Source organism: Streptomyces cyaneofuscatus, assembly GCF_042718795.1.
Classification (GTDB): Bacteria; Actinomycetota; Actinomycetes; order Streptomycetales; family Streptomycetaceae; genus Streptomyces; species Streptomyces cyaneofuscatus_A.
Genome location: NZ_JBHXOX010000024.1, coordinates 85,958 through 108,775 on the forward strand (window position 1 = coordinate 85,958; position 22,818 = coordinate 108,775).

At 73.2% G+C, this 22,818-nt stretch carries 19 protein-coding genes and 1 pseudogene; 8 read left to right on the forward strand and 12 right to left on the reverse strand.

All coding sequences use genetic code 11. The features are described from left to right. Window positions 1-32 precede the first annotated feature (32 nt). From ACFWRT_RS26190 to pepN, 3 genes are all read right to left on the reverse strand, one after another. Entirely contained in the window at window positions 33-1,481 is a 1,449-nt protein-coding gene (locus ACFWRT_RS26190; RefSeq protein WP_380953710.1) for a lysine N(6)-hydroxylase/L-ornithine N(5)-oxygenase family protein, read from the reverse strand. After that, the gene (locus tag ACFWRT_RS26195) at window positions 1,478-2,926 is read right to left on the reverse strand and encodes a pyridoxal phosphate-dependent decarboxylase family protein (protein ID WP_380953709.1); all 1,449 of its coding nucleotides are present in this window, start codon (window positions 2,924-2,926) and stop codon (window positions 1,478-1,480) included. Before ACFWRT_RS26195 ends, ACFWRT_RS26190 begins: the two co-directional genes overlap by 4 nt. A gap of 454 nt (window positions 2,927-3,380) precedes the next feature. Further along, window positions 3,381-5,906 (reverse strand): aminopeptidase N, encoded by a 2,526-nt coding sequence (gene pepN / locus ACFWRT_RS26200; protein WP_380953708.1) that lies wholly within the window; start codon window positions 5,904-5,906, stop codon window positions 3,381-3,383. Between the two features lie 207 nt (window positions 5,907-6,113). Here pepN and ACFWRT_RS26205 point away from each other — a divergent pair, with 207 nt between their 5' ends. Then, complete coding sequence (locus ACFWRT_RS26205; protein WP_380953707.1) at window positions 6,114-6,965, forward strand: MIP/aquaporin family protein; 852 nt, start codon at window positions 6,114-6,116, stop codon at window positions 6,963-6,965. Here the strand turns inward: ACFWRT_RS26205 and ACFWRT_RS26210 are convergent. Next, window positions 6,946-7,332: a chorismate mutase gene (locus ACFWRT_RS26210; RefSeq protein ID WP_380953706.1), complete on the reverse strand. Its 387-nt coding sequence runs from the start codon at window positions 7,330-7,332 to the stop codon at window positions 6,946-6,948. The two genes, ACFWRT_RS26205 and ACFWRT_RS26210, sit on opposite strands and share 20 nt — an antisense overlap. A gap of 25 nt (window positions 7,333-7,357) precedes the next feature. Beyond that, entirely contained in the window at window positions 7,358-8,236 is an 879-nt protein-coding gene (locus ACFWRT_RS26215; RefSeq protein ID WP_326706383.1) for an AraC family transcriptional regulator, read from the reverse strand. A 188-nt stretch (window positions 8,237-8,424) separates the two neighbouring features. Here ACFWRT_RS26215 and ACFWRT_RS26220 point away from each other — a divergent pair, with 188 nt between their 5' ends. After that, the gene (locus ACFWRT_RS26220; protein ID WP_380953705.1) at window positions 8,425-10,227 is read left to right on the forward strand and encodes a glycoside hydrolase family 35 protein; all 1,803 of its coding nucleotides are present in this window, start codon (window positions 8,425-8,427) and stop codon (window positions 10,225-10,227) included. Between the two features lie 198 nt (window positions 10,228-10,425). On the opposite strand, the gene ACFWRT_RS26225 is transcribed toward ACFWRT_RS26220, so the two are convergent. Next, complete coding sequence (locus tag ACFWRT_RS26225) at window positions 10,426-11,205, reverse strand: S1 family peptidase (protein ID WP_380945273.1); 780 nt, start codon at window positions 11,203-11,205, stop codon at window positions 10,426-10,428. A 233-nt stretch (window positions 11,206-11,438) separates the two neighbouring features. Between ACFWRT_RS26225 and ACFWRT_RS26230 the strand changes: the two genes are divergently transcribed. Beyond that, window positions 11,439-12,353 (forward strand): hypothetical protein, encoded by a 915-nt coding sequence (locus ACFWRT_RS26230; protein ID WP_380953704.1) that lies wholly within the window; start codon window positions 11,439-11,441, stop codon window positions 12,351-12,353. Window positions 12,354-12,383: 30 nt separating this feature from the next. Next, window positions 12,384-13,169: an ankyrin repeat domain-containing protein gene (locus ACFWRT_RS26235; RefSeq protein ID WP_380953703.1), complete on the forward strand. Its 786-nt coding sequence runs from the start codon at window positions 12,384-12,386 to the stop codon at window positions 13,167-13,169. Window positions 13,170-13,313: 144 nt separating this feature from the next. Here the strand turns inward: ACFWRT_RS26235 and ACFWRT_RS26240 are convergent, their stop codons facing one another. The 3 genes and pseudogenes from ACFWRT_RS26240 to ACFWRT_RS26250 all read right to left on the reverse strand — a co-directional run bounded on the left by ACFWRT_RS26240 (window position 13,314) and on the right by ACFWRT_RS26250 (window position 15,608). Next, the gene (locus tag ACFWRT_RS26240; protein ID WP_380953758.1) at window positions 13,314-13,925 is read right to left on the reverse strand and encodes a GNAT family N-acetyltransferase; all 612 of its coding nucleotides are present in this window, start codon (window positions 13,923-13,925) and stop codon (window positions 13,314-13,316) included. A gap of 351 nt (window positions 13,926-14,276) precedes the next feature. Beyond that, window positions 14,277-14,579 (reverse strand): annotated as a pseudogene (locus ACFWRT_RS26245) (VOC family protein); the annotation flags it as partial. Between the two features lie 102 nt (window positions 14,580-14,681). Continuing rightward, window positions 14,682-15,608, reverse strand: coding sequence for an SDR family oxidoreductase (locus ACFWRT_RS26250; protein ID WP_380953702.1), 927 nt, complete (start codon window positions 15,606-15,608; stop codon window positions 14,682-14,684). 99 nt (window positions 15,609-15,707) lie between these two features. On the opposite strand from ACFWRT_RS26250, the gene ACFWRT_RS26255 reads away from it, so the two are divergent. The 4 genes from ACFWRT_RS26255 to ACFWRT_RS26270 are packed head-to-tail and all read left to right on the forward strand — an operon-like array spanning window position 15,708 to window position 19,212. Beyond that, entirely contained in the window at window positions 15,708-16,457 is a 750-nt protein-coding gene (locus tag ACFWRT_RS26255) for an enoyl-CoA hydratase family protein (RefSeq protein WP_380953701.1), read from the forward strand. 51 nt (window positions 16,458-16,508) lie between these two features. After that, entirely contained in the window at window positions 16,509-17,402 is an 894-nt protein-coding gene (locus ACFWRT_RS26260) for a CoA transferase subunit A (protein WP_380953700.1), read from the forward strand. After that, window positions 17,399-18,148, forward strand: coding sequence for a CoA-transferase subunit beta (locus tag ACFWRT_RS26265; protein WP_380953699.1), 750 nt, complete (start codon window positions 17,399-17,401; stop codon window positions 18,146-18,148). Before ACFWRT_RS26260 ends, ACFWRT_RS26265 begins: the two co-directional genes overlap by 4 nt. Next, window positions 18,148-19,212: an NAD(P)H-dependent flavin oxidoreductase gene (locus ACFWRT_RS26270; RefSeq protein WP_380953698.1), complete on the forward strand. Its 1,065-nt coding sequence runs from the start codon at window positions 18,148-18,150 to the stop codon at window positions 19,210-19,212. Before ACFWRT_RS26265 ends, ACFWRT_RS26270 begins: the two co-directional genes overlap by 1 nt. A 99-nt stretch (window positions 19,213-19,311) precedes the next feature. Here ACFWRT_RS26270 and ACFWRT_RS26275 read toward each other — a convergent pair whose 3' ends face one another. From ACFWRT_RS26275 to ACFWRT_RS26285, 3 genes are all read right to left on the reverse strand, one after another. After that, on the reverse strand, window positions 19,312-20,925 hold the full coding sequence (locus tag ACFWRT_RS26275) for a DEAD/DEAH box helicase (protein WP_380954874.1): 1,614 nt from the start codon (window positions 20,923-20,925) through the stop codon (window positions 19,312-19,314). Between the two features lie 205 nt (window positions 20,926-21,130). Beyond that, complete coding sequence (locus tag ACFWRT_RS26280) at window positions 21,131-21,334, reverse strand: cold-shock protein (RefSeq protein WP_003969786.1); 204 nt, start codon at window positions 21,332-21,334, stop codon at window positions 21,131-21,133. 316 nt (window positions 21,335-21,650) lie between these two features. Further along, entirely contained in the window at window positions 21,651-22,808 is a 1,158-nt protein-coding gene (locus tag ACFWRT_RS26285) for an acetyl-CoA C-acetyltransferase (RefSeq protein ID WP_380954872.1), read from the reverse strand. Window positions 22,809-22,818: the final 10 nt, after the last annotated feature.

Here is a 22,818-nt window from a genome sequence, read left to right on the forward strand (position 1 = left end):
TCCCGGGCCGTTCTGTGTCCGTGGTCCGTCGGCTAGACGGACTGGCTGAGGGGGATGAGGGCGGGGGCCTGGGCGGGGACGCGGGGGTGGTCGGTGGTGAGGCCGAAGGTGGTGAAGGCGGTGCGTTCGGGGAGGGGGTAGGGGGTGGTGCCGGTGAGGTTGTTGAGGATGGTGGCGCTGCGCCAGGCGGCGAGGCCGAGGTCGGGGGCGCCTACGCCGTGGGTGTGGCGTTCGGCGTTCTGTACGTAGACGTGGCCGGTGACCGCGCGGTCGAGGATGAGGCGGTACTGGTCGTCGATGCGGGGGCGGTTCGAGGTGTCGCGGCGGAGGTAGGGGCCGAGGCCGCCGAGGAGGGCGTCGAGGGGGCGTTCGCGGTAGCCGGTGGCGAGGATGACGGCGTCGGTGGTGAGGCGGGAGCGGGTGCCTTGCTGGGTGTGTTCGAGGTGGAGTTCGACGCGGGTGTTGGCGAGGCGTCCTGCGGTGCGGACGTGGACGCCGGGGGTGAGGGTGGCGTCGGGCCAGCCGCCGTGGAGGGTGCGGCGGTAGAGCTCGTCGTGGATGGCGGCGATGGTGTCGGCGTCGATGCCTTTGTGGAGCTGCCATTGGCGGGGGACGAGTTCGTCGCGGGCGGTTTCGGGGAGGGCGTGGAAGTAGCGGCTGTAGTCGGGGGTGAAGTGCTCCAGGCCGAGCTTGGAATATTCCATGGGGGCGAAGGCCTGGGTGCGGGCGAGCCAGTGGATGTTCTCGGCGCCTTCGGGGCGGGCGCGTAGGAGGTCGAGGAAGACTTCGGCGCCGGACTGTCCTGAGCCGATGACGGTGATGTGGTCGGCGGCGAGGAGTTGTTCGCGGTGGCGGAGGTAGTCGGCGGAGTGGAGTACGGGGACGGATGCGGCTTCGGCGAGGGGGCGCAGGGGTTCGGGGACGAAGGGTTCGGTGCCGATGCCGAGGGCGATGTGGCGGGCGTAGGCGCGGCCGAGGGCTTCGGCTTCGCCGTCGGGGTCGAGTTGGGTGAAGTCGACTTCGAAGAGGGCGCGTTCGGTGTTCCAGCGGACGGCGTCGACCTGGTGGCCGAAGTGGAGTCCGGGGAGTTGTTCGCTGACCCAGCGGCAGTAGGCGTCGTATTCGGCTCGTTGGATGTGGAAGCGCTCGGCGAAGTAGAAGGGGAAGAGGCGGTCGCGGGTGCGGAGGTAGTTGAGGAAGCTCCAGGGGCTGGAGGGGTCGGCGAGGGTGACGAGGTCGGCGAGGAAGGGGACTTGGAGGCTGGCGCCGTCGAGGAGGAGGCCGGGGTGCCAGTGGAAGGCGGGGCGTTGTTCGTAGAAGGTCGCGGCGAGGGGGCGGGGGTCGTCGGGGGCGGCGGGGATGTTGTGGGCGAGGGCGGCGAGGGAGAGGTTGAAGGGGCCGATGCCGATGCCGACGAGGTCGTGGGGGCGGTCGGGTTCGGGGGAGGGGGCGGGCCGGTCGGGGGCGGGCCGGTCGGTCATCGCGGGGTGTCGCCTTCTGTGTGGGGGGTGGGGTGGTGGGGGGTTGGGGTGGTGGTGGCGGTGGTGACCGTCAGGTCGGTGGTGGTGGCGGTGATCAGGTCGATGAGGGCCTGGAGGTCCTGGGGGGTGGTGTGGGGGTTGAGGAGGGTGGCCTTGAGCCAGAGGCGGCCGGCGGCGTGGGCGCGGCCGAGGACGGCGTGGCCGCGGTTGAGGAGGGTGCGGCGGAGGGTGGCGACGGTGTGGTCGGCGGCGTCGGTGGGGCGGAAGAGGACGGTGGAGATGGTGGGGCGTTCGTAGAGGTCGAGGGTGGGGGTCTGGGTGATGAGGTCGGCGAGGTGGTGGGCGGTGGTGAGGGTGCGGTCGATGAGGTCGGCGAGTCCGGTGCGGCCGAGGGCCTGGAGGGTGACGGCGATCTTGAGGGCGTCGGGGCGGCGGGTGGTGCGCAGGGAGCGGCCGAGGAGGTCGGGGAGGCCGGCTTCGGTGTCGTCGTCGGCGTTGAGGTAGGGGGCGTGGTGGTGGAGGGGGGTGAGGTGGTGGCGTTCGGGGACGGCGAAGAGGCCGGCGGATGCGGGTTGCCAGCCGAGTTTGTGCAGGTCGAGGGTGACGCTGTGGGCGCGGTGGAGGCCGTGGAGGAGGGTGCGGTGGGTGGGGCTGAAGAGGAGGGGTCCGCCGTAGGCGGCGTCGATGTGGAGTTCGGCGCCGTGGGTGGCGCAGAGGTCGGCGATGGTGTCGAGGGGGTCGATGGCGCCGGTGTCGGTGGTGCCGGCGGTGGCGACGACGAGGAGGGGGCGGTCGAGGCGGTTGAGGGTGTCGTCGAGGGCGGCGGGGTCCATCGTGCCGGTGGGGGCGGGGACGGTGACGGGTTCGGGGAGGCCGAGGAGCCAGGCGGCGCGGGCGACGCTGTGGTGGGTGTTGGTGGCGCAGACGGTCTGGACGGGGCCGTGGCGTTCGCGGGCGAGGAGGAGGGCGAGTTGGTTGGCTTCGGTGCCGCCGGTGGTGATGACGGCGTCGGGTGAGGGGGTGTGGGGGTAGATCTCGGCGGCGAGTGCGGTGGTGAGGTCGGCTTCGAGGGCGGAGGCGGCGGGGGCCTGGTCCCAGGAGTCCATGGAGGGGTTGAGGGCGCTGGCGGCGAGGTCGGCGGCTGCGGCGAGCGCGAGGGGTGGGGTGTGGAGGTGGGCGGCGCAGTGGGGGTGGGCGGGGTCGGCGGCGCCTTCGGTGAGGGCGGTGACGAGGGCGCGGAGGGCGTGGTGGGCGCCGGTGCCGTGGTCGGGGATGAGGGGGTGGGTGGCGGTGCGGGTGCGGGGGGTGACGGTGTCGGGTCCGCCGGCGGGGAGGGGGCCGTCCCGGAGGGCCGCGCCGTCGTGGAGTGCGGTGAGCACGGTGTCGATGAGGGGGCGCAGTGCGGCGGGGCCTGCGGTGCCTCCGGCGAGGGGTGGGGTGGGCATGGGTGGGGTGGTCCTTCGGGAGGGCGGGGGTGGACATGCCAGCTTGTCCCGGGTTTCGGGGGGCGCGGCCGAAGAGCCCAACGATCTGAACTCGAAAGGGGTACTGGTGGCCGGTGTGGGCTATTTGCCGGGGGTTCGGGTGGTAAGGGTGTGCGGTTCCGGGACGGGTGTACGGGTGGTTCCGGGGGGACGGGTGGTTCTCCTGGGTGCGGCGGCGCGCGGGGACGCGGGCGGCCCTGGCCGAGGGGCTGACGGGCCGGGCGGAGTTGCGCGGGGGCTGCGGGCGGCCGGTTGGGGGCCGCCGGTCCACCGGCGGTCCACCGCCGGTCTCTCCACCGGCGGCCGGTCCGGGGGCGGTCGGTCGAGGGCTCTCGGCACAGGACCGGCTGAAAAGCCTGAGGGCGCGCGAAGAGTGTCTTCGCGCGCCCTCAGGTCCTCCCCCGGGTCCGTCGGCTCAGTGCTCCGTCATCCGTACGGCCAGGGCGCGGCGCAGGTCGTCGAGCTGGTCGGCCAGCTTGCGGCGCAGCGCCGGGGTGAGGGCCGGGTCCTTGAGGGCCCGGGTGCCGGTGGCGAGGCTCTCGGGGTCGATGGCGTACGCGGGGAAGGCGTGCCGTCCGGCGGCTTCCGCGATGGCCGGGCCCCGGCGGGCGGCGAGTGCGGTGGCGTCGGGGTAGAAGCGGTCGACGTACGCGGTCAGGAGCTCGTCCTGGCCGGGCTGCCAGAAGCCCTGGGCGGTGGCGGTGAACAGGTAGTTGGAGAGGGTGTCGTCGCCGAACAGGGCGTGCCAGGCGGCGGCCTTGGCCTCAGGCGTGGGCAGGGCGGCCCGGCAGCGGGCGGCGCCTTCGCGGCCGGAGGCGCTGGGGTCGGCGTCGAGCTCGGCGTCGATGACCGCCTCGTCGGTGGCGTCGAGGGCGGCGAGGCGGGTGAGGATGCGCCAGCGCAGCTCGGGGTCGAGCTCGGGGCCGCCGTGGACGGTGCCTTCGGTGAGCCAGGCCTGGAGGGTGTCGGGCTGGGTGGCGGCGTCGATGAAGTGGCGTACGGCGGTGAGGCGCAGCCCCGGGTGGGAGCCGTCCTCGGTCCGGCGGATGAGGTCGCGGCAGAGGCTGGTGAGGGTGGCGAGGGCCGCCGGGCGGGTTTCGGGGGTGACGTAGCGGTCGGCGATCTGGCCGCCGGCGAAGGCCAGGACGCCCTGGACGAGGGCGAGGTCGCTCTCGTACGGGAGGTGGGTGCGGGCGGCGGTGAGGTAGCGCGCCGGGTCGAGCTCGCCGTCGCGGACCATGTCGCGGGCGGCGTTCCAGATGACGGCCCGGGTCAGGGCGTCGGGGATGGCGGAGAGGTGGCCGAGGGCGGTGTCCCAGGAGGCGGTGTCGAGGCGGATCTTGGCGTAGGTGAGGTCGCCGTCGTTGAGGACGACGAGGGCGGGGCGGCGGCCGGTGCGGACGGTGGGGCTGCCGTCGCCGGGTACGTCGAGTTCGAAGCGGTCGCGGGGGGCGAGGTGGCCGGGGCCCGCCTGGGTGTTGAGGGCGTGGTCGAAGGTGGAGACGGTGATGCGGTGGGGGCGGCTGCCGGCGCGGTCGACGGCGAGTGCCCAGGACTGGCCGGCCTCGGTGGGCGCGGTGGGTTCGTGGACGTCGGCGGTGAGGGTGTCGACGCCGGTGGTGCGCAGCCACTGTTCGGCCCAGGCGTGGACGTCGCGGTCGGTGGCGGAGGCGAGGTTGTCGATGAAGTCGGCGAGGGTCGCGTTGGCGAACTTGTGCCGGGCGAAGTGGGTGTTGATTCCGGCGAGGAAGTCCTTCTCGCCGAGCCAGGCGACGAGCTGGCGGAGCGCGGAGGCGCCCTTGGCGTAGCTGATGCCGTCGAAGTTGAGGAGGGCGGAGGCGGTGTCGGGTACGGCGTCGGGGTCGGGGGCGACGGGGTGGGTGGAGGGACGCTGGTCGGCGTCGTAGCCCCAGCCCTTGCGGGCGACGCCGAAGTCGACCCAGGTGTCGGTGAACCTGGTGGCTTCGGTGAGGGTCTGGTAGCCCATGTACTCGGCGAAGGACTCGTTCAGCCAGATGTCGTCCCACCAGCTGAGGGTGACGAGGTCGCCGAACCACATGTGGGCCATCTCGTGGGAGACGACCATGGCGCGGGTCTGCCGCTCTGTGTCGGTGACGGCGGAGCGGTAGATGAACTCGTCGCGGAAGGTGACGAGTCCGGGGTTCTCCATGGCGCCCGCGTTGAACTCCGGGACGAAGGCCTGGTCGTAGGAGTCGAACGGGTAGGGCTCGTCGAACTTCTCGTGGTAGCGGTCGAAGCAGGCGCGGGTGATGGAGAGGATCTCGTCCGCGTCGGCGTCCAGGTAGGGCGCGAGGGAGCGCCGGCAGTGGAGGCCGAAGGGCAGTCCGGCGTGCTCGGTGGTGATCGAGTGCCAGGGGCCCGCGGCGACGGCGACGAGGTAGGTGGAGATGAGGGGGGTGGGCGCGATGGTCCAGCGCCCGTCCCCGGTGCGGGTGGCGACGCCGTTGCCGAGGACGGTCCAGCCTTCGGGGGCGGTGACGTCGATGGCGAAGACGGACTTCAGGTCGGGCTGGTCGAAGGCGGCGAAGACGCGCTGGACGTCCTCCATGAACAGCTGGGTGTAGAGGTACGTCTCGCCGTCGGCCGGGTCGGTGAAGCGGTGCATGCCCTCGCCGGTACGCGAGTAGCTCATCGCGGCGTCCACGTGGAGTTCGTGGGGGCCGGGGGTGAGGCCGGTGAGGGGGTAGCGGTTGCCGTCGAGGAGGGCGGGGTCCAGGGGCTGTCCGTCGAGACTGATCGAGCGCAGGGTGGCGGGCTTGACCTCGACGAAGGTGTCTCCGGCCGCGTGGGCGGTGAACCGGATGGCGGCCCGGGAGTCGAAGGTCTCCTCGCCGGTGGTGAGGTCGAGGGCGATTGTGTACCGCTCCACGTCGATGATCTGGGCTCGGGTCTGCGCTTCGTTGCGCGTCAGTACGGACATGGGCCCATGCTGCCGTACGGGATCGGGCGCGGGCAGGGGGGTTCTCCATGGGCGTACGGGAAGGGGGGCCTGCCCCAGGAAGGGGTGAGGTGGGCCGGTAGGGAGGGGCTGGGGTGTGCCGGTGTACGGGAGGGGCGTATACACCCTGGGGGGTGTGGCCGCTTACCATCTCCTCGGCGCGGCACACCGAGTACCGAGGACGTCCTCATGACGCTCACGCCTGCGCGCGATGCCGCCGCCCGCGTATCCGACCCTGTTCCCTCCCGCCCCCTCTCCCCCTCCCCGGGCCTGTTGCGCCGGGCCGCCTGTGAGTTCGGGCTGACGGCGCTGCTGCTCCTGGCCGTGGTGAGCGGGGTGCGGTGGCTGTTCGCGCCGGACGGGTACGGCGGCGGTGGGGTGGCGTTCGTCCTGCTCGGGGGTGGGGTCGGCGTGCTGCTCGCCGTGCTGATGCTCTCCGCGCCGGGGCGGTGGTCGGGCGGGCATCTGAATCCGGCGGTCACCGTCGCCCTGTGGCGGCTCGGGGTGTTCCCGGGGCGGGAGGTGGTGCCGTACGTGGTGGCGCAGCTCGGCGGCTCGGTGGCCGGGACGTGGTCGGCGGGGCTGGTGTGGGGGCCGGTGGTCACCCGGCCGCCGGTCTCCCACGCGGTGGTGCGGCCCGGTCCGGGCTGGGGCGAGGGGGCCGTGGTGGTGGCGGAGGCGGGGGTGCTGGCCGGGTCGGCGCTGCTGCTCGCCGGGCTCCTGGCGCATCCGGTGGGCCGAAGACTCCTCCCGTACGCCGTCGGCCTGGTCACCGCCCTCGTGATCGCGGTGCTCGGTCCGCTGAGCGGCGGGTCAGCCAACCCGGCGCGGCAGTTCGGCCCGGCGCTGCTGTCGGGCGAGGCCGGGCTGCTGTGGGTGTACGTGGGCGGGCCGGTGCTGGGGGCGGTGGTCGGGGCGGGGCTCGGGACGCGGCTGGGGGCGGCGGCCGGGGCGAGGCTGGGGGCGGTGGGAAGGCCGGGACCGGTCGGCAGGCCGGGCGCGGGGCTCAGCGGTCCGCCCGTCAGGCCTCCGCAGCCGTAGCGCCCCCGTTCCCCGCCTCCTCCGCGATGCGCTCGTGGTGGCGGATGACCTCGGCGATGATGAAGTTCAGCAGCTTCTCGGCGAAGGCCGGGTCCAGGTTGGCGCTCTGCGCGAGCTGCCGCAGCCGGGTGATCTGGCGGGTCTCGCGGGCCGGGTCGGCGGGCGGCAACTGGTGGTCGGCCTTGAGGCGGCCGACCTGCTGGGTGGCCTTGAAGCGCTCGGCGAGCATGTGGACGACGGCGGCGTCGATGTTGTCGATGGACTCGCGCAGCCGGTTCAGCTCGGCCTGGACGGACGCGTCGATCGGCTGGGGCGCGGACGCGGACTCAGGCGCGGACGCGGGCGCGTCGTTCTCGCTCGTACTCATGGTCATCGAGCTTAGACGCCCGCCCTCATGGCCCGATCATCGGCGGGTGGTCCGGGTCGGGCACCTGGTCGCTCCAGCCGCCGGGCACGCTGCGCCCCTGCTGTTCGCGGAAGCGGACGGGGGCGGTGCCGACGCGGCGGGCGAAGAGGCGGGAGAAGTAGGCGGGGTCGTCGTAGCCGACGCGGCGGGCGACGGCGGCGACCGGGAGGTCGGTGGCGGCGAGGAGTTCCTTGGCCCGGCCGAGGCGGATGGTGAGGAGGTAGTCCTTGGGGCTGCACCCGGCGCCGCGCCGGACGGCGGTGCGCAGTTCGGCGGGGGTCATGCCGTGCTTCGCGGCGTGTTCGGCGACGGTGAGCGGCTGGTAGGCGTCGCGGGCGAGCGCCTGGAGGACCGGGTCGCCGTCGGGGCCGAGGTCGGCGCGGGCACGGCGCAGGGCGACGAGGAGTTCATGGACGGCGGCCGCCGTCTCGACCTCCAGCAAGGGGTTGCCGCGGCGGGCGGCGCGCACGATGCGGCCGACGGCGGCGCGGGGGGCGGCGGTGTCGGAGAGCGGGACGAGGGGGCGGTCGGGTTCGATGCAGCCGAGCTCGGTGTAGGTGGTGGTGGCGGGGCCGGTGAAGTCGACGAAGCTCTCGTCCCAGCCGGTGCCGGGGTCGGCGCCGTAGTGGTGCGGGGTGCCGGGGGTGAGCCAGATGAGGGTGGGCCCGGTGACGGGGGTGCGGCGTCCGTCGGGGCCGCTGAACCAGCCGGTGCCGGAGTTGACGATCACGGCGACGTGGTGGTCCAGGGTGCGGGGGCCGACGGTGGGCAGTGCGCCGTGCTGGAGGCCGACGCCGAGGCAGACGAGGCCGAGGCGGTGGTGGAGCGGGCTGGGGGTGAAGAAGCGCATCCAGGTGTGGTACATCGCGGCCTTCCCCTCCCAGGGTTCCTTGAATCCGTTGCGTCCGTGGGTCCCTTGCGTCCGTGGGTCCCTTGCGTCCAATCAGCAGCGATCTTTGTCCATGGACCCGCCGAAACGCCAGAGGTCACAGTGGTCGGACCATTCCACGCCCGGGCCGCCGGGTGCGCCGACCACAGGAGCGTACGAGCACGATGACCGACTTCACCGTGGGGGACGACGACTTCCGGCTCGACGGGAAGCCCGTACGGCTGCTGTCGGGGGCGCTGCACTACTTCCGGGTGCACGAGGAGCAGTGGGACCACCGGCTGGCGATGCTGGCGGCGATGGGGCTGAACTGCGTCGAGACGTACGTGCCGTGGAATCTGCACGAGGAGCGCGAGGGCGCGTACCGGGACGTGGGGGCGCTGGGGCGGTTCCTGGACGCGGCGGAGCGGGCGGGGCTGTGGGCGATCGTGCGCCCGGGTCCGTACATCTGTGCCGAGTGGGAGAACGGCGGGCTGCCGGTCTGGGTGACGGGCCGGTTCGGGCGGCGGGTGCGGACGCGGGACGCCGGCTACCGGGCGGTGGTGGAGCGGTGGTTCCGGGAACTGCTGCCGCAGGTGGTGGAGCGGGAGGTCGGCCGGGGCGGTCCGGTGATCCTGGTCCAGGCGGAGAACGAGTACGGGAGTTACGGCTCCGACGCGGTGTATCTGGAGTGGCTGGCGGGGCTGTTGCGGCGGTGCGGGGTGAGCGTGCCGCTGTTCACGTCGGACGGTCCGGAGGACCACATGCTGACGGGCGGCTCCGTGCCCGGACTGCTGGCGACGGCGAACTTCGGCTCGGGGGCGCGGGAGGGTTTCGCGGTGCTGCGCCGCTATCAGCCGAAGGGGCCGCTGATGTGCATGGAGTTCTGGTGCGGCTGGTTCGACCACTGGGGGGCCGAACCGGTCGTACGGGATGCGGGGCAGGCGGCCGAGGCGCTGCGGGAGATCCTGGAGTGCGGGGCGTCGGTGAACATCTACATGGCGCACGGCGGGACGAACTTCGCGGGGTGGGCGGGGGCGAACCGGGGCGGTCCGGTGCAGGACGGGGAGTTCCAGCCGACGGTGACGTCGTACGACTACGACGCGCCGGTCGACGAGTACGGGCGGGCCACGGAGAAGTTCCACCTGTTCCGGAAGGTGCTGGAGGGCTACGCGCAGGGCCCGTTGCCCGCGTTGCCGCCGGAGCCGAGGGGCCTGGCCGGGCCGCCGGTGCGGGTGGAGCTGGACGGGTGGGCCGGGCTCGACGGCGTACTGGAGGCGCTGGGTGATCCGGAGGGGCCGGAGGCGGGGGTGGCGCCCACCTTCGAGGAGCTGGGGGTCGGCCGGGGGCTGGTGCGCTACCGGGTGGCGGTGCCGGGGCCGCGTATCCCGTATCCGCTGACGGCCGCCGGGCTGCGGGACCGGGCGGTGGTGTACGTGGACGGGGTGCGGGCGGGGGTGCTGACCGAGGAGGGCCCGACGCTGCCGGAGCCGGTGGCGGGTGGGGCGGTGGTGGAGCTGTGGGTGGAGTCGCTGGGCCGGGTCAACTACGGGCCGCGGCTGGGTGAGCCGAAGGGGATCACGGGCGGGGTGCTGCACGAGCGGCAGTACCTGCACGGTGTACGGGCCCGGGGGCTGAGGCTGGACGCCTTCGAGGAGGCGGGCGCGGTGGCGCGGGTGCCGTTCGGGCCGGTGCCTTCAGGTCCGCAGCCGGACCGGACCGGGTTGTTCCGGGGGACGTTCACCGTCGGGACGTCGGAGGGCGTCGACCACGCCGGGCTGCGGCTGCCGGGCTGGACGCGTGGGTTCGTCTGGGTGAACGGTTTCTGCCTGGGCCGGTACTGGTCGGTGGGCCCGCAGGAGACGCTGTACGTGCCGGGGCCGGTGCTCAGCGAGGGCGTCAACGAGGTGTGGGTGCTGGAGCTGGAGGGCGCGGGCGAGGCGTGGGTGGAGCTGGGTCCGGGGGTGGCCGTGCGGTCGGGCACTCCGTAGGCGGGTCCGGGGGCGCCGGTGCGTACCGACTGTGGCCGGGGCCCGGGGCGCCGGGGCGTACCGGCGCTCCCGAGTCCGGTCCGGGGGTACCCGTGGCGTCGGGCACCCCCGGAGTGGTTCAGGGGGTACCCGTGGCGTCGGGCACCCCCGGGGTGGTTCAGCCGTGATCACCCGCGGGGGTGCGGGCGGTCGGGAGTGTCAGAGTCCGGCGGCCGCGGAGGCGATGGCGGAGGCGAAGGTCGAGACCTCGGTGTAGACGCCGGGGTAGTTGGGGCGGGCACAGCCCTGGCCGTAGCTGGTGATCCCGACCTGGACCCAGGCTCCGGCGTTGTCCCGGCGGAACATCGGGCCGCCGGAGTCGCCCTGGCAGGTGTCGACGCCTCCGGTGCTGAGGTAGCCGGCGCAGATTTCCTCACCGGCGACGAACGAGCTGCCGTAGGCGGAGCGGCAGGCGGTGTCGGAGACGAACGGGACGTCGGCCTTGAGCAGGTAGCGCTGCTGGCTGCCGCCCTCGCGGTTGGCTCCCCAGCCGGCGACGGTGAAGGTGCCCTGGTTGTAGGCGGTGGTGGTGGCGATCTTCAGGGTGGGCAGGTTGATGGGCTGGGCGAGCTTGATGAGCGCCCAGTCCTTGCCGGTGCCGTTGTAGCCGGGCGCCTGGAGGACCTTGGTGGAGCGGACCTTGATGGCGCTGGACGACTGGAGGTCGACGACGCCGGCGGTGGCGGTGATCGAGGTGTTGTTGCCCGATCCGTTCACGCAGTGGGCGGCGGTGAGGACGATGTCCTTGGCGTAGAGGGCGCCGCCGCAGCCCATGGAGAGCCGGACCATGAAGGGGAACTCGCCCTGGGCGGCGCGGCTTCCGCCGACGATGGGGTTGGGGGCGGCGGAGGCGGTGACGGGCTGGAGGCCGACGACCGCTATGGCGACGGTGGCGACGACGACGGAACATCTCTTCAGCGCACGCAGGAGCTGCTTCACGGACTGCCTTCTTTCGTGGGGGGTCGCTGTGGGAACCACGACGGGACGACTTCCTGACATGGTCATGAACCCGTCAAGGCCATCCGATTATCGGGAGCCGTTCACCGCTGCCACAAGGCGTACTTTTCGGCCAAGCTCGCCACGGCGATTCCCGCTCCCCTCGGGCGCCCCGGCCTACAGTGGAGACCGGCCGGGGGCGGGGGTCCCCGGCCGGAGCGGATGGGGGTACGGACGTGAGCAACGGCAGTCCGGGCGCACCGGTCGTCCACGGCTTTCCGCATCTGGACACGGTCCGGTCCGCGATCACCGCGCTGTACCGGCGGCTCTCCCCGGACGGCGTCCACGCCTACGGCACCAGCCTCGCCCCCGCCGACGCCGCCTTCTCCGACGCCGACGACCTCCATCTCGGCGCCCAGCGGGTGGCCCGGGCCCTGGTCCAGCACCTCCACCTGCCCGACGCCCGCATGATCGTCGGCTTCCGCACGATGGAGCACGCGGCGAGCGTGGAACTGACCGCGGGGCCCGAGTACTTCATCGAGCTGAACGACCGGTTCCGCACCCACCGCAGGGACATCGGCGCGGCGCTCGCCCATGAGATCACCCATGTCCTGCTGCACCGGCTGGACCTGGAGTTCCCCGGGACGCGGGACAACGAGATCCTCACGGACACGGTGACCGCCTATCTCGGCGCGGGCTGGCTGCTGCTGGACGCCTTCCGGGAGGACGCCACGTCCCGGCAGAAGCTGGGCTATCTGACGCCGGAGGAGTTCGGATACGTGCTGGCCAAGCGGGCGCTGGCGTTCGACGAGGACCCCTCGCCGTGGTTCACCAGCCCGCAGGCGTACACGGCGTACACCAAGGGCCGGGCGCAGGCGCTGCACGATCTGCGCCGGCCCCCGCTGACGGCGGCCGGCTGGGCGGGACGGCGCCGCTACGCCAAGGACCGGCGGTACGCCCAGGACCACCCCGGCACGGTAACGGGCACGGGTGCGGACCCGGGTGTTCCGTACGCCTTCGAGGCCGGGGGCGAGGGGCTGCGGGTCTCCTTCCCCTGCCCCACCTGCCACCAGCGCATCCGGCTCCCGGTGCGAGGCCGGGTGGTCGCGCGGTGCGGGCTGTGTCGTACGCGACTGGAGTGCGACACCTGAGCATCATTTCGGCCACCGTAGGGTCGAAGCATGACGAACGAGCCGATCAGGGACGAACCCCGCCTGTTCGATGCGCTGTACGAGGACGAGAACGCTGTCGTACGGGCGCTGCGCGCGGGTGCGCAGGCCGAGTCGAGCGACGAGGAGGGCATGACAGCGCTCTATCTGGCGGCGGTCCAGGACCTGCCCGGAACGGTACGGCTGCTGCTCGCGGCGGGCGCCGATCCCGACCGGGCGAGCGGGCCCGAGGCGGGCGACCTGCCGCTGTGCGGGGCGGCGTGCGGCGGGCACACCGAGGTGGTGGAGGCGCTGCTGTCCGCCGGGGCGCGGCCGGATCTGCGCGAGGAGTTCGGGTTCACGGCGCTGCGCTGGGCGGTGGGCCTGGGGCACGCGGCGACGGTGGAGGCGCTGCTCGCCGGGGGCGCGGACCCGTTGCTGCCCGGCCCGCAGGGGGAGCCGATGCTGGTCCTGGCGGCGCAGCGCGGCTCACTGCGGACGGTGCGGGCGCTGCTGGAGTACGGGGCGGGGGCGCCGGGGCAGGAAGCGGCGGCCGGGGTGGCACTGGAGGAGGCCCGGCGGCTGGCCGGTCTCGACCTGGAGCAGGAGCTGTTGCGGCAGTTGGAGGAGGCGTACGGGACCGGCCTCGACGCGATGGTCCGGCGGGAGGTGGCCGACGGCGAGGAGACGGTGGCCGTGGAACTGCTGCGTGACGGGGAGCCGGCGGCGGGGGTGGACCGGCACACGGGACACGCGGAGATCGCGGCGCTGCTGGAGCGGGTTGTGCGCGGGGGTGCGCCTCCCGCTCCACCCGGGTGAGGACGCACGGCGAGCTTCGGGGGACCACGCCCGGCGCACCTCGGGAGACTGCGCCCGGCACACCTCAGGAGACTGCGCTCGGCGCACCTCGGGGACCACGCCCGGCGCACCTCGGGAGACTGCGCCCGGCACACCTCAGGGGACTCACGCCCGGCGCTCCTCCCACTCCGCCCGCGTCAGCGCGTACTCCACCTCCCCGTGCTCCGAGCCCTCGATGGCGTCCGGCCAGTCCTCGGTGTAGGCGCGGAGGAAGGTCAGCCCCGCCTTCTCCATCACCCGCCCCGACCCGGCGTTGACGGCCATGGTGTTGGCGGTCACGCGCTCGGCCCCGAGGTCGGTGAACCCTTTGCGTACGAGGGCCCTGGCGCCCTCGGTGGCGTAACCCCGGCCCCAGGCGGCCCGGTTGAGCCGGTAGCCGAGTTCGACGACGGTGCGGTCCTGGTCGTCGACGGGCCGGAGTTCGAACCAGCCGAGGAAGGTGCCGGTGGCCTTCTCCTCGGCGGCCCAGAAGCCACGGGTCCCCGTGCACGGGTGGTCGTGGAGGAGCCGCGGCAGGGTGCGCTCCCGGATGGCGGCGGGGGTGGTGGGCCGGCCGCCGTTGATGTACCGCATGACCTCGGGGTCGTTGTCGAGGGCGAGCAGGGCGGGGGCGTCGGCCGCCGTGAACGGGCGCAGCACGAGCCGGTCGGTCTCCAGGAAGACCGGGGAGGTCTCCGGCCCCTGGATGCGGAAGGTCAGGCCTTCCGGGCTCGACAGCCGCGCCGAACCTTCGGAGGCGGTGACGAGTTCCCCGCCGTGCGCACGGGCCCGGGTGGCGACACCGTCGAGGTCGTCCACGGCGAGGGACAGTTCCCACTGCGGCGCGGAGGTGGTGGCGGCTTCGACGAACACGGCCCGGGCGGGCGGGGCGCCGGTCGTCATCCGGGTGTAGAAGTGCCGGGCCCGTTCGGGGTCTTCGCAGGCCAGGACCGCGTGATGGGGTACGGCCCCGGTCCCGTCCGGGGGTGACACCGGCCACCCCGCGAATCCCTGCGGCCGCCAGAGGGAGACGACCGCGCCCACCGGGTCGATGAGGGTGGCGATCCGGCCCTGGTCCCCCGCGTCGAAGGGCGGTACGAGGACCTGTGCCCCGTTCTCCGCCGCCACGGCCGTACGGCGGTCCACGTCGTCGACCGCCAGGTAGGAGGCGATATGAGCGGGCAGCCCCGGCGGGTGGACGGGCTGCGCGAGGTCGCTCAGGCCGCCGATGCGGTGGTCCCCGGCGGAGATTTTGACGGCCTTGCGCCAGTCCTGCTCGTCCACGGCGAAGTCCCAGCCCAGCACGGCGGAGAAGAAGGCCGCGGTGCCGGAGGGGTCCCGGGTCTTGAGGTCCATCCAGCAGAACTCGTCCAGGGGGCCGTGCCGTGTCATGGTGCGCTCCTCGGTGTCCTGTGCTGGATACCGGGTGCGCGGACGCCGGCGCAAGCGAGTTTCGGCGCCGCACCGTGGGAGCCGCGTGTCCTACGGGGCCGCCTACGACGCCCCGTACACGCGCCGCGGAACCTCCGCGTCCGCCAGCAGCCGGCGCACGGTCTCCCCCGCATCGGCCGGGGACCTGCGGGCGCCCCGGTCGTCGGTGGGGCCGGGGCGCCAGCCCTCCATGACGGTGATGCGGCCCGCCTCGGCCTCGAAGACGCGGCCGGTCACCCCGTCGCTCGCCGCGGAACCGAGCCAGACGACGAGGGGGGAGACGTTCTCGGGGGCCATCGCGTCGAACTGCCCCTCCCCCGGCGCCGCCATCGTCGCGGCGAAGGTCTGCTCGGTCATCCGCGTCCGGGCGGCCGGGGCGAGGGCGTTGACGTGGACGCCGTACCGGCCCAGTTCGGCGGCCGCGACCAGGGTGAGGGCGACGATTCCGGCCTTGGCGGCCGCGTAGTTGCCCTGGCCGACGCTGCCGAGGAGCCCGGCGCCGGAGCTGGTGTTGATCACCCGGGCGACGGGCGTCCGGCCCGCCTTGGCTTCGCCGCGCCAGTGGGCGGCGGCGTGCTTCAGGGGCAGGAAGTGGCCCTTGAGGTGGACGCGCATCACCGCGTCCCAGTCGTCCTCGTCCAGGTTGACGAGCATCCGGTCGCGCAGGAAGCCCGCGTTGTTGACCAGGGTGTCCAGGCGGCCGAAGGCGTCCAGGGCGGTGGTGACCAGGGAGGCGGCGCCCTCGGTGGTGGCGATGTCGCCGTCGTGGACGACCGCCTCGCCTCCCTGGGCCGCGATCTCCTCGACGACCCGGCGGGCGGGCCCGCCCGAGCCGCCGTCGCCGCCGGGGCCGACGCCGAGATCGTTGACGACGACCCGGGCGCCTTCGGCGGCGAAGGCGAGCGCGTGGGCCCGGCCGAGGCCGCGCCCGGCGCCGGTGACGGCGACGACCCGGCCCGTGCAGAGTGGTCCGGTGGGGGGTGGGGTCATCGCATCTCCCGTTCGCGTGGGCCTGGTTGGCGGGCGGGGGCCTGACTGCTACCGTCCACCACCTAACAAATGTTTGGTGGAAAGGTAGCTGATCCCCCGATGACTGTCTCCACCGCGTATCCGGCCGACGCCGAGGGCGTCTGCGTCATCACCGTCGACCATCCGCCCGTCAACGCCCTTCCTGTGCGGGGCTGGTACGAGCTGGCCGACGCCGTCCGGTCGGCGGGCCGCGACCCGGAGGTACGGTGCGTGGTCCTGGCCGCCGCCGGGCGCGGCTTCAACGCCGGTGTGGACATCAAGGAGTTGCAGCAGGACCCCGGCAACGCGGCTCTGATCGCCGTCAACCGGGGCTGCGCGGAGGCGTTCGAGGCCGTGTACGCGTGCGAGGTCCCGGTCGTCGCGGCGGTGCGGGGGTTCTGCCTCGGGGGCGGGATCGGCCTCGTCGGGAACGCGGACGCGATCGTGGCGAGCGAGGACGCCGTCTTCGGGCTGCCGGAGCTGGACCGGGGCGCGCTCGGGGCCGCGACCCATCTGGCCCGGCTGGTCCCGCAGCACCTGATGCGAACGCTGTACTTCACCGCGCGCACCGTGACCGCGGCCGAACTGCTGGCCCACGGCTCGGTCTGGCGGGTCGTCCCGACTTCCGAACTACCTCGCTCGGCACTGGAGTTGGCGTCGGAGATCGCCCGCAAGGACGGGCACCTGCTGCGGCTGGCCAAGGCCGCGCTCAACGGCATCGACCCCGTCGACGTACGGCGCAGCTACCGCTTCGAGCAGGGATTCACCTTCGAGGCGAGCCTGGCGGGGACGGCCGGCCGGGTCCGTGACACCTTCGGCAAGGAGGCCTGAGACGTGAGTGCCGACCGGGACCGCTCCACCTTCGGCAAGGAGGCCTGACCGATGACTACGGTGTCCGCCGCGCGCGACAAGACGATGACGCCCGACGAGGTGGCCGCCCGGCTCCGCAGCGGCATGACGATCGGTATCGGCGGCTGGGGGTCGCGCCGCAAACCCATGGCCCTGGTACGGGCGTTGCTCCGCTCCCCCGTCACCGATCTGACGGTGATCTCCTACGGGGGCCCGGACGTCGGGCTGCTCGCCGCCGCCGGCCGGATCTCCCGCCTGGTCACGGCGTTCGTGACGCTCGACTCGATCCCGCTGGAGCCGCACTACCGGGCGGCCCGGCAGCGCGGGGCGTTCGCGCTGACGGAGATCGACGAGGCGATGTTCATGTGGGGGCTGCACGCGGCCGCCAACCGGCTGCCGTTCCTGCCGGTGCGGGCAGGGCTCGGCTCGGATGTGATGCGGGTCAACCCCGAGCTGCGCACGGTGACTTCACCGTACGAGGACGGCGAGGAGTTCGTCGCGGTACCGGCCCTGCGGATGGACGCGGCGCTGGTCCACATGAACCGGGCGGACCGGCTGGGCAACGGGCAGTACCTGGGCCCCGATCCGTACTTCGACGACCTGTTCTGCGAGGCGGCGGACACGGCGTACGTCTCCTGCGAACGCCTGGTGGAGACGGCGGAGTTGGTGGGAGGGCGGGGCGCGGCTCCGCAGACACTCCTCATTCAGCGGCACTCCGTCACGGGGGTCGTGGAGACGCCGGGCGGCGCGCACTTCACCTCCTGCGTGCCCGACCGTCCGCGCGACGAGCCGTTCCAGAAGGCGTACGCGGCAGCGGCGGCGGACCCGGTGGCCTGGGCTGAGTTCAGCGCGCGCTTCCTGCCCCCGGACGGCGACGAGAAGGGCTACCGACAGGCGGTCCGCACCTGGCACGAGGAGCAGAGATGAACCCACCGGATACGGTTGCCGCGACCCGTGCCGAGTACTGCGTGATCGCCTGCGCGGAGGCCTGGCGCGGCGACGGCGAGGTGCTGGCCAGCCCGATGGGCGCGGTCCCGTCGGTCGGCGCGCGGCTGGCGCGGCTGACGTTCGCCCCCGAACTGCTGCTCACGGACGGGGAGGCGACGATCGTCGGCCCGGACGGTGAGGCGGAGGGCTGGCTCCCCTACCGCAAGCACCTCACCCTGGTGACCGGAGGGCGGCGGCACGTGATGATGGGCGCGAGCCAGATCGACCGGTTCGGCAACCAGAACATCTCCTGCATCGGCGACTGGGCGCAGCCGGCCCGCCAGCTCCTGGGAGTGCGCGGAGCACCGGTCAACACCCTCAACAACCCGGTGAGTTACTGGATCCCCCGGCACTCCCCCCGGGTCTTCGTGGAGCGGGTCGACATGGTCTGCGGGGTCGGCTACGACCGGGCCGAGGCGGCGGGCCCTCCCGCCACCCGCTTCCACCGCATCCCCCGAGTCGTCAGCGATCTGGGGGTCTTCGACTTCGCGACCCCGGACCGTTCGATGCGGCTGGCCTCGGTCCACCCGGGCGTCACGGTGGAGAGGGTCCAGGAGGCGACGGGCTTCCCCCTGACCGTCCCCGCCGACGTCCCGTACACCCGCGACCCCACCGCCGCCGAACTCGCCCTGATCCGCGAGGTCATCGACCCGGCGGGCACCCGGAACCGCGAGGTGCGGGGCTGATGCGCACGGCGCTCACGGAGCTCATGGGGGTGCGGTACCCGATCGTGCAGACGGGGATGGGGTGGGTCTCCGGTCCCCGCCTGGTCACGGCGACCGCGCGGGCCGGGGCGCTCGGGATCCTGGCCTCCGCGACGATGACGCCGGACCAACTGCGGTCCGCCGTAAGGGAGGTGCGGTCGCGGACGGACGCCCCGTTCGGGGTGAACCTGCGGGCGGACGCCGGGGACGCGCGGGAGCGGGTGCGGATCATCGTCGAGGAGGGCGTCCGGGTGGCGTCGTTCGCGCTCGCCCCGTCGAAGGAGCTCATCGCGGAGCTGAAGGACGCGGGCGTGGTGGTCGTCCCGTCGGTGGGGGCCCGGCGGCATGCGGAGAAGGTCGCGGCGTGGGGCGCGGACGCGGTGATCGTGCAGGGCGGCGAGGGCGGCGGGCACACGGGGGACGTGGCGACGACGGTGCTGCTGCCCCAGGTGGTCGACGCGGTGGACATCCCGGTGATCGCGGCGGGCGGCTTCCACGACGGGCGGGGGCTGGTGGCGGCGCTGGCGTACGGGGCGGCGGGCGTGGCGATGGGGACCCGGTTCCTGCTGACCTCGGACTCGACGGTGCCGGACGCGGTGAAGGCGCGGTATCTGGCGGCCGGGGTGAAGGACATCACCCTGACGAGGGCCGTGGACGGGCTCCCGCACCGGATGCTCCGTACGAAGATGGTGGCGGAGCTGGAGGGGGCGGGGCGGGTGCGTTCGCTGTACCGCGCGGTGCGGCAGGCTGCCGGCTTCCGCCGGATCTCCGGGCTGACCTGGCCCGGGATGGTGCGGGACGGACTTGCTCTGCGGCACGGCAAGGAGCTGACCTGGGGCCAGGTGCTGCTGACGGCGAACACGCCGATGCTGCTGAGGGCGGCCATGGTGGAGGGCCGCACGGATGTGGGCGTCATGGCGTCGGGCCAGGTGGCGGCCCTGATCGAGGACCTGCCGAGCGTGGGGGTGCTGGTGGCGCGGATCATGGCGGAGGCGGAGGAGGCGCTGGCGGGCCTGGGCACCGTCTCCAGCCCGTCCGGCGCTTGAGGACACCCAGGGAGACCGGCGATTGAGGACCGGGGCCCTTTCGGGGCTCTGCCCCGGACCCCGGTCCTCAATCGCCGGACGGGCTGGGATCGGCCGCCCTTATGCGGCCCGGCGCCGCCGCGCGGGAGCGGCGGAACGCGCCGCGCCGCCGGAACGGCCCGCGCCACCACCCTGGGCACCGCCACCGGCGCCACCCGCACCCGCCCCGGAACCGGACCCCCGGCGTCCCCGCCCCCGGCTCCCGGAGCGCACCGTGCCCCCGCCTGAGCCGGCCGATCCGGCGCCCGAACCGCCCGACCGCGTCCGCTGCTTCGGCGGGGTCGGCTGCGGGACCTCGATCACGATCGCGACGCCCGACGGCTCACGCGCCCCCGTGATCCGGGACAGCTCCTCGTCGCTGGAGGTCACCCGCGTGGTGCGCGGCGCGATGCCCGCGTCCTGCATCAGGCGGGTCATCTCCCGCTTCTCCTCGGGCAGCACCAGCGTGACGACGCTGCCGGACTCCCCGGCGCGGGCGGTGCGGCCGCCCCGGTGGAGGTAGTCCTTGTGGTCGGTCGGCGGGTCCACGTTGACGACGAGGTCGAGGTCGTCGACGTGGATGCCACGGGCCGCCACGTTCGTCGCGACGAGCGCGGTGACCTGGCCGTTCTTGAACTGGTCCAGGGTCCGGTTGCGCTGCGGCTGGGAGCGCCCGCCGTGCAGGGCGGCCGCCCGTACACCGCTGGCCAGCAGCCGCTTGGCGAAGCGGTCGGCGGCACGCTTGGTGTCGACGAACATGATCACGCGGCCGTCCCGGGCGGCGATCTTCGTGGCGACGGCCTTCTTGTCCGTCTCGTCCATCACGTGAAGCACGTGGTGCTCCATCGTGGTGACCGCACCGGCGGACGGGTCGACGGAGTGGACGACCGGGTCGGTGAGGAACATCTTGACGAGGCGGTCGATGTTCTTGTCGAGGGTCGCGGAGAACAGCATCCGCTGCCCGTCCGCCTCGACCTGCTTGAGCAGGGCGACGACCTGCGGCATGAAGCCCATGTCGGCCATCTGGTCGGCCTCGTCGAGGACGGTGATGGCGACCTCGTCCAGCCGGCAGTCGCCGCGCTCGATGAGGTCCTTCAGCCGGCCCGGGGTGGCGACGAGCACTTCGGCGCCGCGCCGCAGGGTGGCGGACTGCTTGGTGATCGACATGCCGCCGACGACGGTGGCCATCCGCAGGTTCACGGCGGTGGCGTACGGGGTCAGCGCGTCGGTGACCTGCTGGGCCAGCTCCCGGGTGGGGACGAGGACCATGGCGAGCGGGGCGCGCGGCTCGCTGCGGCGTCCGGCGGTGCGGGCGAGCAGGGCGAGGCCGAAGGCGAGGGTCTTGCCGGAGCCGGTGCGGCCACGGCCGAGGATGTCCCGGCCGGCCAGCGAGTTCGGCAGGGTGGCGCCCTGGATCGGGAAGGGCTCGGTGACGCCCTGCGCGGCGAGGGTCTTCAGCAGCGCGGCGGGCATGTCGAGGTCCGCGAAGGCCTCGACGGAGGGCAGTGCGGGGGTCACCGTCTCCGGCAGGGCGAACTCGCCCTGCGGCGGGGTGGCGCGGCGGCGGGCCGGGGCCTTGGAGCGGGCGGCGGAGCCGCCACGGGGGTTGGACGCTCCCTGAGCGGTCGCGCCCTGGCCGCGGCCACGGGCCGGGCGGGAGCGGGGGGTGCGGTCCTGGCGTTCGAAGCGGGTCATACGGAATTGCCCTCCTGGGGGATTCCTGGGCAACTACGGATTCGGATCACTGCCGATGTGCTTGTCCGACCGCTTGTCGTGCGCCCCCAGGATGCGCGCACGACACGGGTTGTTGCTCGGAGAAGCCCAAAAGCTCGGACAGCACAAACCGGGGCCCGCACCTTCACGGTGCGGGCCCCGGTCAGCGAGGTACGCGTCGCGGCAATTAGGCCGGGACGATGTTCTCCGCCTGCGGGCCCTTCTGGCCCTGCGTGACGTCGAAGGAGACCTTCTGGCCCTCCTGGAGCTCACGGAAGCCCGAGGTGGCGATGTTGGAGTAGTGGGCGAAGACGTCGGCGCCGCCGCCGTCCTGCTCGATGAAGCCGAAGCCCTTTTCCGAGTTGAACCACTTCACGGTTCCAGTAGCCATGTCATTCTCCTAAAACAGGTGCAGTGCCGAGAATCCGCACTTTACGGATTCCAAGTCGCCGCATTGAGCCCCACCCGGAGAAAGCCGGAAAACAATAAAGCGCCTGAGGAAGCATTCCCGTCAGGCGCACATAAAGTTCATGGGTACCAAAACTGCAACGGAGACACCGTAGCACGTCCTCTCCTCGCGCGGCGTGACCCACCACACCACGCGAGGGAAAACCTGGCTGACCAGAAGGGGTACGGCCGGTGTCGCCCGGGTGGGCCACGATCCGCCGGACCCGCCCGGATACGCCCTGAGGCGCGCCGCGCACGGCTCAGAGGCGCTCCACGATGGTGACGTTGGCCTGTCCGCCGCCCTCGCACATGGTCTGGAGCCCGTAGCGGCCCCCGGTGCGTTCCAGTTCGTGCAGGAGGGTGGTCATCAGCTTGGCGCCGGTCGCGCCGAGCGGGTGGCCGAGTGCGATCGCCCCGCCGTTGACGTTGACGCGCTCGGGGTCGGCGCCGGTCTCCTTCAGCCAGGCGAGGACGACCGGCGCGAAGGCCTCGTTGATCTCGACGAGGTCGATGGCGTCGATGGTGAGGCCGGTCTTCTTCAGGGCGTACGCGGTGGCCGGGATCGGTGCGGAGAGCATGCGGATCGGGTCCTCGCCCCGTACGGAGAGGTGGTGGATCCGGGCGCGCGGGGTCAGGCCGTGTTCGGCGACGGCCCGCTCGGAGGCGATGAGCAGGGCGGCGGCCCCGTCGGAGACCTGCGAGGAGCAGGCGGCGGTGATCGTGCCACCGGGCAGGACGGGGCTGAGGGCGGCCATCTTGGCCAGGGTGGTGTCGCGGCGCGGCCCCTCGTCCTCGGTGACGTCCCCGTACGCCACGGTCTCGCGGGCGAAGCGGCCCTCGTCGATGGCGCGGACGGCGCGGCGGTGGGAGGTGAGGGCGAACTCCTCCATGTCCTGGCGGCTGATGTCCCACTTCTCGGCGATGAGCTGGGCGCCGTGGAACTGGTTGACCGGCGCGTCGCCGTAGCGGGCGCGCCAGCCCTCGCTGCCCGCGTACGGGCCCTCGGTGAGGCCGAGAGGTTCGGCGGCCTGGCGGGAGGCGAAGGCGATGGGGATCTGGGTCATGTTCTGGGTGCCGCCCGCGACGACGAGGTCCTGGGTGCCGGAGAGGACGCCCTGGGCCGCGAAGTGGAGGGCCTGCTGGGAGGAGCCGCACTGCCGGTCGACGGTGACGCCCGGCACCTCCTCGGGCAGCCCGGCGGCCAGCCAGGACGTGCGGGCGATGTCGCCGGCCTGCGGTCCTACGGTGTCCAGGCAGCCGAAGACGACGTCCTCCACGGCCGCCGGGTCGACGCCGGAGCGGGCGACGAGCTCGCGCAGCACGTGCGCGCCGAGATCAGCGGGGTGGACGGCCCCGAGGCCTCCCTTGCGCCGTCCGACGGGTGTCCGTACCGCTTCGACGATGTAGGCCTCGGTCATGGCTGCTGCT

Excerpts from the sequence above, each read along its gene's own strand:
- ACFWRT_RS26260 (WP_380953700.1), top strand. The coding sequence starts at position 16,509 with ATGACTACGGTGTCCGCCGCGCGCGACAAGACGATGACGCCCGACGAG.
- ACFWRT_RS26265 (WP_380953699.1), top strand. The coding sequence starts at position 17,399 with ATGAACCCACCGGATACGGTTGCCGCGACCCGTGCCGAGTACTGCGTG.
- ACFWRT_RS26205 (WP_380953707.1), top strand. The coding sequence starts at position 6,114 with ATGACGCTCACGCCTGCGCGCGATGCCGCCGCCCGCGTATCCGACCCT.
- ACFWRT_RS26220 (WP_380953705.1), top strand. The coding sequence starts at position 8,425 with ATGACCGACTTCACCGTGGGGGACGACGACTTCCGGCTCGACGGGAAG.
- ACFWRT_RS26255 (WP_380953701.1), top strand. The coding sequence starts at position 15,708 with ATGACTGTCTCCACCGCGTATCCGGCCGACGCCGAGGGCGTCTGCGTC.
- ACFWRT_RS26275 (WP_380954874.1), bottom strand. The coding sequence starts at position 20,925 with ATGACCCGCTTCGAACGCCAGGACCGCACCCCCCGCTCCCGCCCGGCC.
- ACFWRT_RS26250 (WP_380953702.1), bottom strand. The coding sequence starts at position 15,608 with ATGACCCCACCCCCCACCGGACCACTCTGCACGGGCCGGGTCGTCGCC.
- ACFWRT_RS26210 (WP_380953706.1), bottom strand. The coding sequence starts at position 7,332 with ATGAGTACGAGCGAGAACGACGCGCCCGCGTCCGCGCCTGAGTCCGCG.
- ACFWRT_RS26235 (WP_380953703.1), top strand. The coding sequence starts at position 12,384 with ATGACGAACGAGCCGATCAGGGACGAACCCCGCCTGTTCGATGCGCTG.
- ACFWRT_RS26195 (WP_380953709.1), bottom strand. The coding sequence starts at position 2,926 with ATGCCCACCCCACCCCTCGCCGGAGGCACCGCAGGCCCCGCCGCACTG.
- ACFWRT_RS26190 (WP_380953710.1), bottom strand. The coding sequence starts at position 1,481 with ATGACCGACCGGCCCGCCCCCGACCGGCCCGCCCCCTCCCCCGAACCC.
- ACFWRT_RS26280 (WP_003969786.1), bottom strand. The coding sequence starts at position 21,334 with ATGGCTACTGGAACCGTGAAGTGGTTCAACTCGGAAAAGGGCTTCGGC.
- ACFWRT_RS26285 (WP_380954872.1), bottom strand. The coding sequence starts at position 22,808 with ATGACCGAGGCCTACATCGTCGAAGCGGTACGGACACCCGTCGGACGG.
- pepN (WP_380953708.1), bottom strand. The coding sequence starts at position 5,906 with ATGTCCGTACTGACGCGCAACGAAGCGCAGACCCGAGCCCAGATCATC.
- ACFWRT_RS26270 (WP_380953698.1), top strand. The coding sequence starts at position 18,148 with ATGCGCACGGCGCTCACGGAGCTCATGGGGGTGCGGTACCCGATCGTG.
- ACFWRT_RS26215 (WP_326706383.1), bottom strand. The coding sequence starts at position 8,236 with ATGTACCACACCTGGATGCGCTTCTTCACCCCCAGCCCGCTCCACCAC.